Source organism: Mycolicibacterium vinylchloridicum (assembly GCF_013404075.1).
Taxonomy (GTDB): domain Bacteria; phylum Actinomycetota; class Actinomycetes; order Mycobacteriales; family Mycobacteriaceae; genus Mycobacterium; species Mycobacterium vinylchloridicum.
Map to the genome: position 1 here is coordinate 22732 of NZ_JACBJQ010000013.1, position 15434 is coordinate 38165.

A 15434-nucleotide genomic window follows, 5' to 3' on the forward strand; every position below is an offset into this window, starting at 1 on the left:
CCGGTGACCTCGTGGGGTTCCTCCCGCTCGTCGGGACCGGTTGCGCTCACCCCGGAATTCCGGCCCCCGTGGCTGGCGCCGCTGGTCGACAACGTCGACCGCGTGCCGCAGGCATATCGCCGCAAGGTGCCGCCCGAGTTTCTGGCCGCGGTCACCAAAGCCCGGGCCGCCGGCACCGGTGGGCGCGACGCCGCGGTCCTGGTGCTGTTTTCCGGACCGGGTTCGGATCTCTCGAGCGGGCAGCTGCCCGACGATGCCGATCTGCTGCTGACCGTGCGCGCCGGCACGTTGCGCCATCATGCGGGGCAAGCCGCATTCCCCGGAGGGGCCGCCGACGCGGCAGATCCCGACCCGGTCGCCACGGCGCTGCGAGAAGCACAGGAAGAGACCGGAATCGACCCGGGTCGGCTGTACCCGTTGGCCTTGTTGGAGCGAATGTTCATTCCCCCCTCGGGTTTTCACGTCGTACCGGTACTGGCCTATTCACCGGATCCGGGGCCGGTGGCCGTCGTCGATCAGGCCGAGACCGCGATCGTCGCGCGGGTTCCGGTGCGTGCCTTCGTCAATCCTGTGAACCGGCTGATGGTGTATCGCACGGGAACGGGTCCGGGCTTCGCCGGTCCGGCATTTCTGCTCAACCAGATGTTGGTGTGGGGATTCACCGGCCACGTAATCTCTGCGATGCTCGACGTCGCCGGCTGGTCGCAACCGTGGAACACCGACGACGTCCGGGAGTTGGACGAGGCGATGGCTCTCGTGGGTAGCAGTGAGGAGCCCCTGTGACGAGTTCACAATGGCTGGACATCGCCGTGCTGGCTGTGGCGTTCGTCGCGGCCATCTCGGGTTGGCGGTCCGGCGCGTTGGGCTCACTGATGTCATTCGTGGGTGTGGTCCTCGGCGCGATCGCCGGGGTGATGCTGGCTCCGCATATTGTCAGCCACATCAGTTCGCCGCGCGGCAAGCTGTTTGCTGCACTCTTCTTGATCTTGGCTCTGGTCGTGATCGGCGAGGTGGCCGGGGTGGTGCTGGGCCGCGCGGTGCGCGGCGCCATCCGCAATCGCGCGGTACGCTCCGTCGACTCGGTGATCGGCGTTGCTCTGCAGCTCGTGGTGGTCATGGTCGCGGCGTGGCTGCTGGCCAGCCCGTTGACGTCCTCCGACCAGCCGAACCTGGCCGCGGCGACGCGCGGCTCGAAAGTGCTTGCCGAGGTGGACAAGTACGCGCCCGAGTGGCTCAAGACCGTGCCCAAGCGGATGTCGGCGCTGTTGCGCACCTCTGGGCTGCCCGACGTCCTGCAGCCGTTCGGCCGCACTCCGATCCAAGCCGTCGACGCCCCGGATGCGTCGCTGGCCGACAGCCTGGTCGTGGCCAACGCCAAGCCCAGCGTGGTCAAGATCCGCGGTGTCGCACCGGGCTGCCAAAAGGTATTGGAGGGCACCGGTTTCGTGATCGCCCCGAATCGGGTGATGTCCAATGCGCACGTGGTCGCCGGTTCCGACAGCGTCACCGTGGAAGCCGAGGGGCAGACCTACGACGCGACCGTCGTCTCCTATGACCCCAACGAGGACATCTCGATTCTGGATGTGCCCAACCTCCCGCAGCGCCCACTGGTATTCGCCGACCAACCGGCGAAGTCAGGAACCGACGCGGTCGTGCTGGGCTATCCCGGGGGCGGCGAGTTCGCGGCCACCCCCGCGCGGGTGCGGGAGACCATCGAGCTCAACGGACCGGACATCTATCGCACCACCACGGTCAACCGTGAGGTGTACACCATCAGAGGCACTGTGCGTCAAGGAAATTCCGGTGGACCGATGATAAACCGGGCTGGCCAGGTGCTCGGCGTGGTGTTCGGTGCGGCAGTGGACGACAACGACACCGGGTTCGTGATGACCGCCAACGAGGTGTCGCGTCAGCTGGCCAAGATCGGCAACACCGCGAAAGTGCCCACCGGGGCCTGCGTCACCTGATCGGGCCGTACACCTGACCCAAGAACCGCCGCAGGTGTTCGTTGACCTCGTCGGGAGCTTCCTCGTGGGCGAAGTGTCCGACCCCGGCAACCGAGACGAACCGTCCGCGTGGTGCGTAGTGCTGGGTGCGGTCCACCGGGTCGGCGAGCACGTACGGATCGGCGTCGCCGCGTAGGTGCAGGAGCGGAACGTCGAGCTGGCGGTCCATCGATTTCATGAATCGCCAACCCTCGCTGCGTAATTGGCTGCGCACCGCCCAACGTTGGTATTCCAGCGCGGAGTGCGCCGCCGACGGAATCTGGATGGCCCGTCGCATATGCGAGATCGTTTCTGAAAAGTCCTCGGAAGCAAGCCATTTACCCGATGCGCGGCTGCGTACCAGGTGCTCGAGCGCCTCGGCGTTGTGCCGGGTGAGTGCCCGCTCGGGAAAGGCCGGAATCTGGTAACGCAGCAGCGCGGGGAGTAGCGCCTTGCCCTGGTCGCGCCTGGTCAACGCCGACGCCCGCAGCGCGGCCGGGTGCGGTGAGCTCACCAGCGCGATGGCCCGCACCATCCGTGAGTGCAATACCGAGGTCGCCCAGCAGACCAGTCCGCCGTCGGCGTGGCCCACCAGAGTCGCCGAGCCATGGCCGAGCGCACGGATCAGCCCGGCGGTGTCGCCGGCCAGCGTCCAGCCGTCGTAGCCGCGTGGTGGTTTGTCGCTGCCGCCGTACCCGCGCAGGTCGACCGCCACCACTCGGACTCCGGACAGGCCGCGCAGCTGATGGCGCCAGGACCACCAGAACGAGCCGAAGCCGTGCAGCAGGATCACCAGTGGTCGCGACGCGCCCGCCGTGGATTCCGAGTCGCCCAGGCCCTCCACGCAGTGGAACCGAATTCCGTTGGCGTGGACATCGAAATGACGCCACGGCCCCGCGATGCGGGTGACCGACGGATCCGGTTGGGCCATCACCAGCCCGATGGGTCTTTGGGCGGCGTGGTGTTGGCGGAGATGGCCTTGTCCGCCGCCTTGTCGTGGCCGGGGGTGAGCGCTTCCCGCAGTTCGCCCACGGACTCGATGGTCTGCTGCGGGCCGCGGATCCGGCGCACCTTGAGATAACCCAGCAGGGCGAACACCGCCGTCGTGGCCACCATGAGGAGGAACACGATCAGGAAGGCCACCCAGCGCCACAGCCACGTGTCGAGCAGCTCGGCGAGGAAGAAGAACAGGAAGAACGTCGAGTAGAACAGCACGACCAGCGCGAGGATGAAGAAGACGCTGCCGGTGAGGCCCTTCTTCACGTCGCGGGTGATCTCGGCCTTGGCCAGCTCGACCTCGGCGCGCACCAGGGTGGACACCTGCGCGGTCGCGTCCTTCACCAAGTCACCGATGGAGGGATTGGCGGGTACCGCGTTCGGGTCCACCAGCGGGATCGAGGTGACGGTGGTGGGTACCCCGTTCGTGCGATCGCCATTGCTCACGGCTGTCCTCCAACTTTCTGTCGTCGCGGTTCATGTTGCCATGCCGGGCTCGGGGCCGGATACCCACTGAGCTGTTACGCAAGTTACGGGTGTGACCACGCTAGACTCGCGCTGTCGGGGCGAACTGTCGATGGAGGTTGCTGGTGACGACCGCACAGCGGGTTCGGCTGAGAGCGGGGGCTGTTGCGCTGGCTCTCGGCGCCCTGATCCTGGCCCAGTCGCCGGCCGTCATGGCCGACGGGAAGGTGCCGATCGGCGGCGGAGCGGGCATCGTCGTCAACGGCGACACCTACTGCACGCTGACCTCCATCGGTACGGACAACACCGGCGCGCTGATCGGCTTCACCTCCGCGCACTGCGGTGGCCCGGGCGCCCAGGTCGGTTCCGAAGACCGTCCCGACGACGGTGTCATCGGCACGATGGTCGCCGGTAACGACAATCTCGACTACGCGGTGATCCGGTTCGACCCCGCCAAGGTGCAACCGGTCTCGAACTACAAGGGATTCGTCATCGACGGCATCGGCCCCGACCCGGTGTTCGGCGAGATCGCCTGCAAACTGGGCCGCACCACCGGCTACTCGTGCGGCGTCACCTGGGGCCCCGGGCAGGACCCGGGCACCATCGTCAATCAGGTGTGCGGCCAGCCGGGTGATTCCGGTGCGCCGGTGACGGTGAACAACAAGCTGGTCGGCATGATTCACGGCGCGTTCAGCGAGGACCTGCCGACCTGCGTCGTCAAGTTCATCCCGCTGCACACCCCTGCTGTGACGATGTCGATCAATGCGATCCTCGGCGACGTCGCCGGCAAGAACCGCCCCGGCACCGGTTTCGTCCCGACCCAGGACGTCGTCGGTCCGTCCTAGCTCGGCGCTAGTTGGCCTTACTGGCCCGGATCGCCTCGAACACCGTCGGATCCACCAGCGTCGAGGTGTCGCCGAGCTCGCGTCCCTCCGCGACATCCCGCAACAGCCTGCGCATGATCTTGCCGCTGCGCGTCTTGGGAAGCTCTGGTACGACGTGGATTTCGCGCGGCTTGGCGATCGGGGAGATCTCACGGGCCACCTCGGCGCGCAGCTCATCGACCATGTCCTCGCTGGACATCTCGGCGTGATGGGCCTTCAGAATGACGAAGGCGCAGATCGCCTGTCCGGTGGTGTCGTCGGAGGCGCCGACGACGGCGGCCTCGGCGACACCGGCGTGCCCGACGAGTGCAGACTCCACCTCGGCGGTCGAAATCCGGTGTCCGGAAATGTTCATCACGTCGTCGATGCGGCCGAGCACCCAGATCTCGCCGTCGCTGCCGTATCGCGCGCCGTCACCGGCGAAGTACCACCCCTGTTCGGCGAACCGAGCCCAATACGTCTCCCGGAACCGTTCCGGGTCGCCCCAGATGCCACGCAGCATCGACGGCCACGGCTTGTCCAGCACGAGATAACCGGTGACGTGCTCGCCGTATTCGGCGCTGGGCGCCAACTCATTTCCGTCGTCGTCGACGATCTTGGCCGAGATGCCCGGCAGTGCGCGCATCGCTGAACCCGGCTTGCAGTCCGTCACGCCAGGCAGCGGGGAGATCATGATCGCACCGGTCTCGGTCTGCCACCAGGTGTCCACGATCGGCGTCTTGTCGGCGCCGAACACCAGCCGGTACCAACGCCATGCCTCGGGGTTGATCGGCTCGCCGACCGAGCCGAGCAGCCGCAGGCTGGACAGATCATGGGCGAACGCGATCTCGCGGCCCCACTTCATGAATGTCCGGATCAGCGTCGGGGCAGTGTAATAGATTGTCACACCGTACTTTTCGATGACCTGGAAGTGGCGGTGCTCGTCGGGGGAGGCGGGTGTGCCCTCATAGACCACCTGGGTCGCACCGTTGGACAGCGGCCCGTAGACGATGTAGGTGTGACCGGTGACCCAGCCGATATCAGCTGTGCACCAGTAGATGTCCTTCTCCGGCTTGATGTCGAAGACGTTGTAGTGGGTGTAGGACGCCTGGGTGAGATAGCCGCCGGAGGTGTGGATGATGCCCTTGGGCTTGCCCGTCGTTCCAGATGTGTACAGCAGGAACAGCGGTTGTTCGGCGTCGAACGCCTCGGGCGTGTGCTCGGTGGACGCCGCGTCCACCGTTTCGTGCCACCACACGTCGCGGCCCTCGGTCCAGCTCACGTCGATACCGGTGCGGCGCACCACCAGAACGTGCTGCACGCACTCCTGTTCCTTGACCGCCTCATCGACAGCGTCCTTCAACGACACCGCGTTTCCGCGCCGGTACTGGCCGTCGGTGGTGATCACCATCTTGGCCTCGGCGTCCTCGACGCGGGCCCGAAGTGCGGCCGCCGAGAAGCCGGCGAAGACCACGCTGTGCATCACTCCCAGGCGGGCGCAGGCCAGCATCGCCACAATCGCCTCGGGAACCATCGGCATGTAGATGGCCACCCGGTCACCCGCGGTCAAACCGAGATCGGTCAACGCATTGGCGGCCTTGCACACCTCGTCTTTGAGCTGGGCGTAGGTGAGCACCCGCGAATCGCCGACCGGCTCACCCTCCCAGTGGATTGCGACCCGGTCGCCGTTGCCCGCCTCGACATGGCGGTCGACGCAGTTGTAGGCGACGTTGAGCTTGCCGCCGACAAACCACTTCGCAAAGGGGGCCTGCGACCAGTCGAGCACCTCGGTGAACGGTGTCTCCCACGACAGTCGGTTGGCCTGCTTGGCCCAGAAAGCCAACCGGTCGGCCTCCGCCTCGTCGTACAGCGCGGCGGTGGCGTTGGCAGCGGCGGCGAACTCCGCCGACGGTGCATAGGATGACGGAACTTCGGTGTGCGCCTCGGTCATGTCTGTGAGCGTAGTCACCGAACGTTGCATCGGCGTTGGCACGTCACATTCGTCGGCGGGCGGTTCCTATCGCGCGCCGAACGGCCTCCGCAGGCCCGGTAGCGTGACCCGACGTGAGTGATCTCCTGGCCCCGCTCCTCGACCTGCCCGGGGTAGCCGACGCCGCCGAAACGGCGCGGGATGCGTTGGCCAAGGCCCATCGGCATCGCACCAATCTGCGGAACTGGCCCGTCACCGCGGCCGAGTCGGCCATCCGTGGCGCGAGGTCGTCGTCGGCCATTGACGGCGGCGCGGTGCAACTGGACGGCTCCGGCGTCGAGCCGAACGATCCGGTGCTGGCGGGCGCGCTGCGAGTCGGGCAGGCGCTGGAAGGTGGGACCACCAACCTCGTCGGGGTGTGGCAGCGGGCGCCCCTGCAAGCCTTGGCTCGACTGCACGCGCTGGCGGCCGCCGACCTGATGGACCAGGACATGCTGGGCCGGCCGAGACAGGATCCGGAGGTGGCCGCGCGACTGGATCTGGTCACCCGGCTGGTCACCGGCGCCAGCTCCGCCCCCGCCCCGGTGCTGGCGGCCGTCGCTCATGGTGAGCTGCTGACCCTGGCGCCGTTCGGCGCCGGCGACGGCGTCGTCGCCCGCGCGGTGTCGCGCCTCGTCACGATGGCAACCGGTCTGGACCCGCACGGGCTCGGCGTCCCGGAGGTGTTCTGGATGCGCAGGGCGCAGGACTATCAAACGAGTGCGCGCGCGTTCGCGACCGGCGCTCCGGAGGCCGTCGGCGCCTGGGTGCTGATGTGCTGTCAGGCATTGGAAGACGGTGCGCGCGAGGCGATGTCGATCGCCGAGGCGGCGTCGAAATGAGCTGTAGACGGCGAAGCGGGCGACGATCCGAAGGTCTTCGGCTCGCCGCCCGCTAGCACGGTTTCCTGGTTACCAAGCGTGCCAGGTGGGCTGCGTGGGTTGGCCTCGGCGCTTTTGCGGTGCGCGTCGTTGACATCCCCACCCAAAGGGACGTTATGTCCGATCGCTATCGCAATTACGCAGGCCCGCAACACTTCTGCCATTATCGCGGCGTGCTCCGCGTGGGTGCCGGGAACCGTGCTGGGCCGCCCGAGTCGGGAGATAGTGCCTTCTCTTCACCAACCCCGGCGTCGTCTTGGTCCTCGTGGCCGATCCCGAATTGCGTGAACAGGCTGACCGGGTGGCCGCGGCCGCCGGGCTGCGACCACTGGCGGCCTGTACTCCACCGACCCGTAAGGCTTGGTCGGCCGCCGTCGCGATCCTGCTCGACGAAGAAACGGCCCGGCGCTGCGAACCCGATGGGCTGCCCCGCCGCAGTGGGGTGATGCTGGTCTCCTCGACCGAACCGGAGGGGCCGACGTGGGCGGTCGCGATGGCCGTCGGTGTGCAGCACGTTTGTGCACTTCCAGCCCAAGAAGGCGAACTGGTCCGGCACCTCGCCGACGCCGCCGACACCGCGCGGGAAGGTCCCCGCGCCGGCCGGGTGATCGCCGTGACCGGCGGCCGCGGCGGTGCGGGTGCCTCGACATTCGCGACCGCACTGGCGCAGCTCGCGTCCGCGGCCCTGCTCGTCGACCTCGATCCCTGGGGCGGCGGCATCGACCTCCTCCTGGGAAGTGAGTCGGAGCCCGGGCTGCGCTGGCCCGACCTGAGTCTGGGCGGCGGCCGGCTGCCGTGGGCTGCGGTCCGCGATGCGCTACCCAACCACCGCGGGGTGAGCGTTCTGTCGTGCGCACGCCTCGGCCACGAGATCGACCCCGGGGCGGCCGAAGCGGTCGTCGACGCGGGCCGCCGGGGCGGCGCGCTTGTGATCTGCGACGTACCGCGGCGAATGACTTCCGCCGTCACAGGCACCCTCGACTGCGCGGATCTGGTCGTCGTGATCACCACGTGCGACGTCCGAGGAATCGCCGCCGCCTCGGCGGTGGCGCCAGTGCTGCGCGGGGTCAACCCGAACGTCGGCCTGGTGGTGCGCGGGCCGGCCCCGGGAGGGTTACGGGCCGCCGAGGCGGCCGACGTCGCGGAACTACCGCTGCTGGCCGCGATGCGCCCGGAACCGCTGCTCGCCGAACGCCTGGAGCGCGGTGGTTTGCGCTTGCGCCGCCGGTCACCGCTGGGTGCGGCGGCCCGCTCGGTACTCGGGATGTTGCCGTCCGGTGCCCAGGTGCGCGCGGCATGAGCGCCTCGCTGGTCGAGCGGGTTCGCGAACGGCTGGCCGCTGAGTCGTCCTCGTTGCGGCCCGCGGCCGTTGCCGCCGCGATCCGGGCGGAGTCCGGGGGAGTGCTCGGGGACACCGAGGTGCTGACCAATCTGCGGGTGCTGCAGACCGAGCTGACCGGAGCAGGCCTGCTGGAGCCGTTGCTGCGGGCGCCAGGAACCACCGACGTCCTCGTCACGGCTCCCGACGCGGTATGGGTCGACGACGGCAGCGGGCTGCGGCCCGCCCGGGTCCGATTCGCCGACGAAGCCGCGGTCCGCCGACTGGCTCAACGCCTCGCAGTGGCTGCCGGCCGGCGCCTCGATGACGCCCAGCCGTGGGTCGACGGACAGCTCAGCGGGCTGGGCACCGGAGAGTTCTCGGTTCGGCTGCACGCGGTGCTGCCACCGGTGGCCGCCGCCGGCACCTGTTTGTCGCTGCGCGTGCTTCGGCCGGCCACCCAGGATCTGGCGGCGTTGATCGCGGCCGGCGCGATCGCCCCGGAGGCAGCCCAACTTCTCGGCGGCATCATCGATGCCCGCTTGGCCTTCCTCATTTCCGGCGGCACCGGCGCCGGAAAGACAACTTTGTTGGCGGCGGCCCTCGGCGCGGTCTCGTGCGACGAGCGGATCGTCTGTGTGGAAGACGCGCCCGAATTGGCGCCGCCGCATCCGCATCTGGTGCGGTTGGTGGCCCGTGCCGCCAACGTCGAAGGCGCCGGCGAGGTCACGATGCGCCAGCTGGTCCGCCAGGCGCTGCGGATGCGGCCGGACCGGATCGTCGTCGGTGAGGTGCGGGGAGTCGAGGTCGTCGATCTGCTGACAGCGCTGAACACCGGCCACGATGGCGGCGCCGGAACCGTGCACGCCAACAGCCCGGCCGAAGTGCCGGCACGGCTGGAGGCGCTGGCTGCGCTCGGCGGACTTGACCGTGCCGCACTGCACAGCCAACTGGCCGCCGCCGTTCAGGTCGTCGTGCACGTGGGCCGGGGCCGCGACGGCACGCGGCGGCTCAGTGAGGTTGCGGTGTTGTACCGCGCCGAAACCGGCATCGTGCATGCGGAGACTGCGTGGCACGCCGACCGCGGCTGGCAGAGCGGTCAGCAGCGGTTGCAGAGGCTGATCGAATCGCGCCAGCCATGACCGGAATACCTTTGGCCGCTGCGCTTTTGGCCATCGCCGCACTGGTCGCGCCCCCGCCGCCACGCGCACGACTGGGTTTGGCGGCGCCGCGGTTCGGTGTGCGCGGGCCGGTGGTAGTCGTCCTCGGGATCGTCCTCGCGGTTGCGCTGCCGCCTGCGGTGCTGCTCGCCTCGGCTGTGCTGGGTGCCACGCTGATGGCCCGCAGGCGCCGTCGTCGCCGCGACCATGATCGCGTTCGGGCCGGCCAGACGCTGGCCGGTGCACTCGAGACTCTGGTCGGCGAGCTGCGAGTGGGCGCACATCCGGTGCGCGCGTTCGCCATTGCCGCCGATGAGTCTGACGGTGCGATCGGTGCCGCCTTACAGGCGGTCGCGGCGCGCGCCGGACTGGGTGCCGACGTCGGCGCCGGGCTGCGGGCCGTCCGCGGTTCGACATCGGTTCCCGCGCAGTGGGATCGACTCGCGGTGTGCTGGCAGCTGGCGGCCGATCACGGTCTGGCCATGGCGGCGCTGATGCGCGCCGCACACCGCGACATCGTTGAGCGGCAACGATTCACGGCCCGGGTTCAGGCGGGGCTGGCGGGGGCGCGGGCCACCGCCGTGATCCTCGCGGGTCTGCCGCTGCTCGGGGTGTTGCTGGGGGAGTTGATCGGCGCGCATCCGGTCCGGTTCCTACTCGGTGGCGTCGGCGGCTGGCTACTCGTTGCGGGCACAGTGCTGATCTGTGCGGGCCTGACGTGGGCCGACCGCATCACCGATCGGCTGCTGACATGAGCGGTGCCGCCCTGCTGTTGGCCGCCGCGGTCCTGTTCGCGCCGGGTCCGGTCGCGGTGCGCCGCCGGATCGGGTCGGGGCCGGTTCGGGTTGCGCCGGTTCGGCATCGGCCCCGCGGCGATCCGCTGGCCACCGCGTCGGCGCTCGACGTGTTCGCGGTCTGCCTGTCCGCCGGGATGTCGGTGGCCGCGGCCGCGGCGGCGACAGCACCATCGGCCCCGGATGGTGTCGGCGCGGTGCTACGCCGAGCGGCCGACCTGCTCGCGCTGGGCGCCGACCCGGACACCGCCTGGTCTGCGCCGGACGAGGCAGGCGACGGAAGTGAAGCGCTTTCGCGGCTGGCGCGCAGGTCGGCGTCGTCGGGCAGTGCTCTTGCCAAGGGGGTGGCCGAACTCGCCGAACAGTGTCGTCAGGACGCCGGCCATGCCGCGGCGGCGGCCGCTGAGCGGGCGGCGGTGCTGATCGCCGGACCGCTCGGGCTGTGCTTCCTGCCGGCATTCATCTGCCTGGGTATCGCCCCCGTCGTGGCCGGGTTGGCCGGTGACGTGTTCACGTCGGGAATCCTGTGAAAGAGAGGAAAGAGGTTGTTCATCAACATGATTCGAAAGATGAGGGAGCGGATGGTGCTGGCGGCGGTCGACGACGCCGGGATGTCGACGGTCGAGTACGCGATCGGCACGATTGCCGCCGCCGCATTCGGTGCGATTCTCTACAGCGTAGTGACCGGCGATTCGATCGTCGGCGCCCTGACCAACATCATCAACCGCGCGCTCAACACGAAAGTCTGAACGGTGACTGCGGGTTCGCCACCGTCGAGGCGGCTCTCGCTATCGCCGCGCTGGTGGTGGTGCTCGTGCTCTGTGCCGCCGGCCTCACTGCGGTGGCTATGCAGGTCCGCTGTATCGACGCCGCGCGGGAGGCGGCGCGGCTGGCGGCCCGCGGCGACGAGACGAGCGCGGTGGCAGCAGCCCACGGGATCGGGCCTGCCGGCGCGACGCTGCAACTCCGCCGCGACGGCGGTTTCGTCGTCGCGACGGTCAGCGGCCGCTCGCGGTTGCTGCCGGGCGTCACCATCCGAGCCGACGCCGTCGCGGCCGCCGAGCCGGGCCCGTGACGACGCCGGTGCTGCGACGGTGTTGGCCGCGATCCTGATCGCCGCACTGGTGATGATCACGATGGCCGGCGTCCAAGTCGGCAGTGCCGTGGTGGCCCGGCACCGGGCGCAGGCCGGTGCCGACCTGGCCGCGCTGGCGGCCGCCGCCTGGTTGCCGCGGGGTGCCGACAGCGCGTGCCGGCAAGCAATCGCGGTGAGCCGCGCCATGGGTGCGGTGATGAGCGCGTGCGATGTCGACGAGCTCGACGTCGTGGTCGCCGTCGACGTGGTGACGGGCCGGCTGCTCGGCGGCATGGCGCATGCGGCGGCGCGGGCCGGACCCGCCGGCTAGCCTCCGTTCAGTCCGGCCTCGGCCAACTCGGCGTCGGTGGGCAGACGCAGGGTGATCAGACCGGCGAAGGTGTCGTTGTCGACTTCCATGCGGTTGACGGTGACGTGCATCGGCACCCAGCCGCTGCCGACGGCGGGCAGCCGCAACACCCGGCTGGTGCTTCCCGTCTCGAACTCCTCGGCCATCGGGGTCAGCTGTTGGCGGTCGTCCGGATGGAACTGGACGCTGTGCCGCCAGTCGTAATACGGGCAGGGGTCATCCAGCCACTTCAGCAGCTGCCAGTTGCTCAGGTCGATCAATGCCCGGTGCACACCGGTCTGGGAGAGGCTGTCGAGGACCCGTTGCGCCACCTGGTCGGTCGCCATGGCGTTCTCGTCGACATCGCATTGCAGGTTCAGCGCGCGGGCGATCAGGTGTTGGGTGCCGTCCTCGGCCTCCTCGACAGCCGTGCGGGCGACGAACCCCGTTCGAATCACCTGGTCGCCATGGTTGAAAGTCCAAGTGGTGCAGTATGTCCGGCCGGGATCCTCGTCTTTGGCCATGGCCAGCACCTTGGACTCGTCACTGTTGAAGGTCCGGGCGGGAAGATCCTCGGCGAAGGCGATGTCGTGCGTCGGTGGCTGCGTCGGATCCCTGCCCGCGTTGACCAGTGATTCGACGGTGTCGGTCGCGATCCCGGAGGTGATGTCCCATTTCAACGGGCCCGGTATCGGACGCTCGGGTGGGTCGGCTCCGGCCGGCCCGATCCAGAGGTGCACGGCGTGCATCCGGCCGTCGGACATCTGAACCGGCTCGGTGCGGATCACCCGATCGCTCTTCGGGGTGATGCTCGCCAGACTGTTGCCGCTCGTCACGGTTTCGGCGATGGCGGTTTGAATCGCCGCCAGGTAGGGACTGCGGCGCAAGTAGATCGACAGCGGCACCAGGTTCTTCATCTCCCGGCCCTTTGCCACCACCACGGGTTCGGTGCCGAGTGTCTCCACGAGCAGCCAATCGTGGGTCATGGTCGCAGTTTAACGGCGCCCCACGCGCTGACCTCGGGTGCACACCGGGGGATTTTCCAGGTGAAAACCGACAATTTGGTCCGGCAAACCGCCGCGTCGCCGATTTCCTTGCGCGTGCAGTTACCGTTCGGTATTTTCGCTACGCCTCCAGCAGTGCGGGGCGCTTCGCCAGTACTGGTGGCGTGTTCACATCGTGGGAGTCGACCGTTCGAGGGGTCCGGTCGGCACGACGATCAGGCATCGCCGCGGGCCAGTTCCGTCAGAACGAGCTGCAGGACTCGAACCGCGCCGGCCTTGTCCAGCGGGTCATTGCCGCTGCCACACTTGGGTGACTGCACGCATGACGGGCAGCCTTGCGGGCACTCGCACGCTTCGATCGCCGCCGCGGTGGCACCCAGCCATGTGCTCGCCAGCCGGTAGCCGCGCTCGGCGAATCCCGCCCCACCGGGGTGCCCGTCGTAGACGAACACGGTGGGCAATCCATCGGCACCGATGGCGGTGGACAGCCCGCCGATGTCACCGCGGTCGCAACTGGCCACCAGCGGCAGCAGGCCGATCGCGGCGTGCTCGGCCGCGTGCAGCGAGCCGGGTACTCGTAGAAGTTCGATTCCGCTGTCGGACAACGCTTCCGGGGTGATCGTGTACATCACCGCGGTGGTTGGCAGGTTGTGCTCGGGCATGTCCAGTTCGATGAAGTCGATGACCTCCCCTGACAATCCGCGGCGCAGGTAGCCGATCACCTGGTGTCTCACCGACACCGGGACCAGGCCCAGCGTCACCGCGTCGTAGTGCAGGCGCTCACCCGTTCCGGTGATCTCGATGTCGGTGATCTCTCGCGCGAACGTGGTGTAGCCGGGATCCTCGGCGTGTACGAACGCCACCCCGTCTTCGAAGCTCAGCGAATCGACGACGTAACTCTCGCCCTGATGCAGATACACCGCACCGGGGTGAACGGTGGCCGGGGCTTGTGCCGCGCCGGCGCTGCCCAGCATCCGGCCGGTGTCGGCCTCGACGATCGCGATCTGGCCGCCCGCCGAACCCCGGATGTCCACGGCCGGATGCGGATCCAGCCCGGCAGCAGGGAAATATTTGCCCCCGCGCCGGCGCAGCAACCCGTCGTCGACCAATTCGGTGGCCACTGCCTCGGCCTCCCAGCGACGCACCTCCGCCTCGTCCAGCGGCAGTTCGGTCGCCGCGCACAGTAGCTGCGGGCCGAGCACGTAGGGGTTCGCCGGATCGATGACGACCCGCTCGACCGGCTTGTCCAGCAGTGCCTCAGGGTGGTGCACCAGGTAGGTGTCCAGCGGATCGTCGCGGGCGATCAGGACCACCAGCGCACCCTGCCCGCGCCGGCCCGAGCGGCCGGCCTGCTGCCAGAACGACGCCACCGTTCCCGGGAAGCCGGCCAGCAGCACCGCGTCGAGCCCCGCGATGTCGATGCCCAATTCCAGCGCGTTCGTCGTCGCAAGTCCCCGCAATTCACCATCGGAGAGCGCCCGTTCGAGCTCCCGCCGGTCCTCGGCGAGGTACCCGGCCCGATAGGACGCGACGGTGTCGAGTAGCGCAGGCGCAATGTGCTCCAGGCGCGCTCGCGCGCCCAGTGCGGTCAGTTCCGCACCGCGCCGCGACCGCACGAACGTCAATGTCCGCGCCCCTTCAGCAACCAAATCGGCCATCATCCTGGCGGCCTCGGAACCCGCCGAATGCCGTACCGGCGCACCGTTCTCGCCGAGCAGGTCGGTACGCAATTCCGGCTCCCACAGCGCGACCGTTCGCGCCCCGTGCGGTGAACCGTCCTCGGCCACCGCAGCCACCGTGTGCCCGATCAATTCCGCGGCCGTTTCCCCCGGTGCAGCGGTGGTCGCGCTGGCGAAGATGACCGTGGGCCCCGGTGCCGAAGCCGGTGCGTAGCGCTCGCACAGTCGCAGCAGCCGGCGCAGCACCATCGCCACGTTGGACCCGAAAATCCCACGGTAGTAATGGCATTCGTCGACGACGATGTAGCGGAGACCGCGCAGGAACACCGCCCAGCGGGCGTGGTTGCGCAGCAGCGACAGATGAATCATGTCGGGGTTGGAGAACAACCAGCGGGAGCGTTCGCGCGCGAATCTGCGTACCTCGACCGGCGTGTCACCGTCATAGGAAACCGGTGCGACATCGGCCAGCGCGGTCACCGCCGTGGTCAATGAATGGGCGGTGCGTAATTGGTCATGCCCGAGCGCTTTCGTCGGGGACAAATAAAGCGCCCGTGCGCGCGGATCACGAGCCAGCACATCCATGATCGGCAATTGGAACGCCAGCGACTTACCCGATGCCGTACCGGTGCTTATCACGACATGGCGGCAAGCATGGGCGAGGTCTGCCGCGCGGACCTGATGCGACCACGGACGCTCGATTCCATGATCATGGAACGCGCGGAGTACATCTGGATCGGCCCAGGCAGGCCAGTCCGCGGACTGGGCTTGACGGGCCGGGAGCTCGGCCACGTGACGCAGTGCGTCGGGCGATGATTCGGCACCCGCGACGGCCGCGTTAAGCAGCTCGCTGCCGAAACTCACCATTTGAAATCAGCCCTTTCGAAAAAATATCAACA

Annotated in this window: 16 protein-coding genes; 11 read left to right on the forward strand and 5 right to left on the reverse strand. The window is 68.7% G+C overall.

The annotated features are described in order from the left end of the window. Positions 1 to 3: 3 nt before the first annotated feature. Together HPC46_RS13100 and marP are read left to right on the forward strand one after the other, a co-directional pair. Positions 4 to 783, forward strand: coding sequence for an NUDIX hydrolase (locus HPC46_RS13100; RefSeq protein ID WP_179470431.1), 780 nt, complete (start codon positions 4 to 6; stop codon positions 781 to 783). After that, the gene (gene marP, locus HPC46_RS13105; RefSeq protein WP_179470433.1) at positions 780 to 1967 is read left to right on the forward strand and encodes an acid resistance serine protease MarP; all 1188 of its coding nucleotides are present in this window, start codon (positions 780 to 782) and stop codon (positions 1965 to 1967) included. The genes HPC46_RS13100 and marP overlap by 4 nt, the downstream gene beginning before the upstream one ends. On the opposite strand, the gene HPC46_RS13110 is transcribed toward marP, so the two are convergent. Next, positions 1960 to 2916: an alpha/beta fold hydrolase gene (locus HPC46_RS13110; protein WP_179470435.1), complete on the reverse strand. Its 957-nt coding sequence runs from the start codon at positions 2914 to 2916 to the stop codon at positions 1960 to 1962. The genes marP and HPC46_RS13110 overlap by 8 nt on opposite strands. Next, positions 2916 to 3428, reverse strand: a complete 513-nt coding sequence (locus HPC46_RS13115) for a phage holin family protein (protein ID WP_179470437.1) — start codon at positions 3426 to 3428, stop codon at positions 2916 to 2918. The genes HPC46_RS13110 and HPC46_RS13115 overlap by 1 nt, the downstream gene beginning before the upstream one ends. A 188-nt stretch (positions 3429 to 3616) precedes the next feature. Between HPC46_RS13115 and HPC46_RS13120 the strand changes: the two genes are divergently transcribed. Next, positions 3617 to 4291, forward strand: coding sequence for a S1 family peptidase (locus tag HPC46_RS13120; protein WP_456320162.1), 675 nt, complete (start codon positions 3617 to 3619; stop codon positions 4289 to 4291). Between the two features lie 7 nt (positions 4292 to 4298). Here the strand turns inward: HPC46_RS13120 and acs are convergent, their stop codons facing one another. Then, a complete protein-coding gene (gene acs / locus HPC46_RS13125) occupies positions 4299 to 6260 on the reverse strand; it encodes an acetate--CoA ligase (RefSeq protein WP_179470441.1) in 1962 nt (653 codons plus the stop codon). 113 nt (positions 6261 to 6373) lie between these two features. On the opposite strand from acs, the gene HPC46_RS13130 reads away from it, so the two are divergent. From HPC46_RS13130 to HPC46_RS13165, 8 genes are all read left to right on the forward strand, one after another. After that, positions 6374 to 7120, forward strand: coding sequence for a Fic family protein (locus HPC46_RS13130; protein ID WP_179470442.1), 747 nt, complete (start codon positions 6374 to 6376; stop codon positions 7118 to 7120). A gap of 295 nt (positions 7121 to 7415) precedes the next feature. Continuing rightward, entirely contained in the window at positions 7416 to 8459 is a 1044-nt protein-coding gene (gene ssd / locus HPC46_RS13135) for a septum site-determining protein Ssd (protein ID WP_179470444.1), read from the forward strand. Continuing rightward, positions 8456 to 9619: a TadA family conjugal transfer-associated ATPase gene (locus tag HPC46_RS13140; RefSeq protein WP_179470446.1), complete on the forward strand. Its 1164-nt coding sequence runs from the start codon at positions 8456 to 8458 to the stop codon at positions 9617 to 9619. The genes ssd and HPC46_RS13140 overlap by 4 nt, the downstream gene beginning before the upstream one ends. Beyond that, on the forward strand, positions 9616 to 10392 hold the full coding sequence (locus HPC46_RS13145; protein WP_179470448.1) for a type II secretion system F family protein: 777 nt from the start codon (positions 9616 to 9618) through the stop codon (positions 10390 to 10392). The genes HPC46_RS13140 and HPC46_RS13145 overlap by 4 nt, the downstream gene beginning before the upstream one ends. Continuing rightward, on the forward strand, positions 10389 to 10961 hold the full coding sequence (locus tag HPC46_RS13150) for a type II secretion system F family protein (protein WP_179470450.1): 573 nt from the start codon (positions 10389 to 10391) through the stop codon (positions 10959 to 10961). The genes HPC46_RS13145 and HPC46_RS13150 overlap by 4 nt, the downstream gene beginning before the upstream one ends. A gap of 39 nt (positions 10962 to 11000) precedes the next feature. After that, a complete protein-coding gene (locus HPC46_RS13155) occupies positions 11001 to 11180 on the forward strand; it encodes a DUF4244 domain-containing protein (protein ID WP_233716411.1) in 180 nt (59 codons plus the stop codon). Further along, the gene (locus HPC46_RS13160) at positions 11177 to 11506 is read left to right on the forward strand and encodes a TadE family type IV pilus minor pilin (protein ID WP_179470653.1); all 330 of its coding nucleotides are present in this window, start codon (positions 11177 to 11179) and stop codon (positions 11504 to 11506) included. Before HPC46_RS13155 ends, HPC46_RS13160 begins: the two co-directional genes overlap by 4 nt. A 19-nt stretch (positions 11507 to 11525) precedes the next feature. Continuing rightward, complete coding sequence (locus HPC46_RS13165) at positions 11526 to 11837, forward strand: Rv3654c family TadE-like protein (RefSeq protein ID WP_179470454.1); 312 nt, start codon at positions 11526 to 11528, stop codon at positions 11835 to 11837. On the opposite strand, the gene HPC46_RS13170 is transcribed toward HPC46_RS13165, so the two are convergent. Then, positions 11834 to 12841, reverse strand: coding sequence for a PAS domain-containing protein (locus tag HPC46_RS13170; RefSeq protein ID WP_179470456.1), 1008 nt, complete (start codon positions 12839 to 12841; stop codon positions 11834 to 11836). The two genes, HPC46_RS13165 and HPC46_RS13170, sit on opposite strands and share 4 nt — an antisense overlap. Positions 12842 to 13074: 233 nt before the next feature. Beyond that, positions 13075 to 15402 carry a DNA 3'-5' helicase SftH gene (locus HPC46_RS13175; RefSeq protein WP_179470458.1) on the reverse strand — a complete coding sequence of 776 codons (2328 nt, stop codon included), beginning with the start codon at positions 15400 to 15402 and terminating at the stop codon, positions 13075 to 13077. Positions 15403 to 15434 lie beyond the last annotated feature (32 nt).

Excerpts from the sequence above, each read along its gene's own strand:
- acs (WP_179470441.1), bottom strand. The coding sequence starts at position 6,260 with ATGACCGAGGCGCACACCGAAGTTCCGTCATCCTATGCACCGTCGGCG.
- HPC46_RS13145 (WP_179470448.1), top strand. The coding sequence starts at position 9,616 with ATGACCGGAATACCTTTGGCCGCTGCGCTTTTGGCCATCGCCGCACTG.
- HPC46_RS13175 (WP_179470458.1), bottom strand. The coding sequence starts at position 15,402 with ATGGTGAGTTTCGGCAGCGAGCTGCTTAACGCGGCCGTCGCGGGTGCC.
- HPC46_RS13170 (WP_179470456.1), bottom strand. The coding sequence starts at position 12,841 with ATGACCCACGATTGGCTGCTCGTGGAGACACTCGGCACCGAACCCGTG.
- HPC46_RS13140 (WP_179470446.1), top strand. The coding sequence starts at position 8,456 with ATGAGCGCCTCGCTGGTCGAGCGGGTTCGCGAACGGCTGGCCGCTGAG.
- HPC46_RS13150 (WP_179470450.1), top strand. The coding sequence starts at position 10,389 with ATGAGCGGTGCCGCCCTGCTGTTGGCCGCCGCGGTCCTGTTCGCGCCG.
- HPC46_RS13155 (WP_233716411.1), top strand. The coding sequence starts at position 11,001 with ATGAGGGAGCGGATGGTGCTGGCGGCGGTCGACGACGCCGGGATGTCG.
- HPC46_RS13110 (WP_179470435.1), bottom strand. The coding sequence starts at position 2,916 with ATGGCCCAACCGGATCCGTCGGTCACCCGCATCGCGGGGCCGTGGCGT.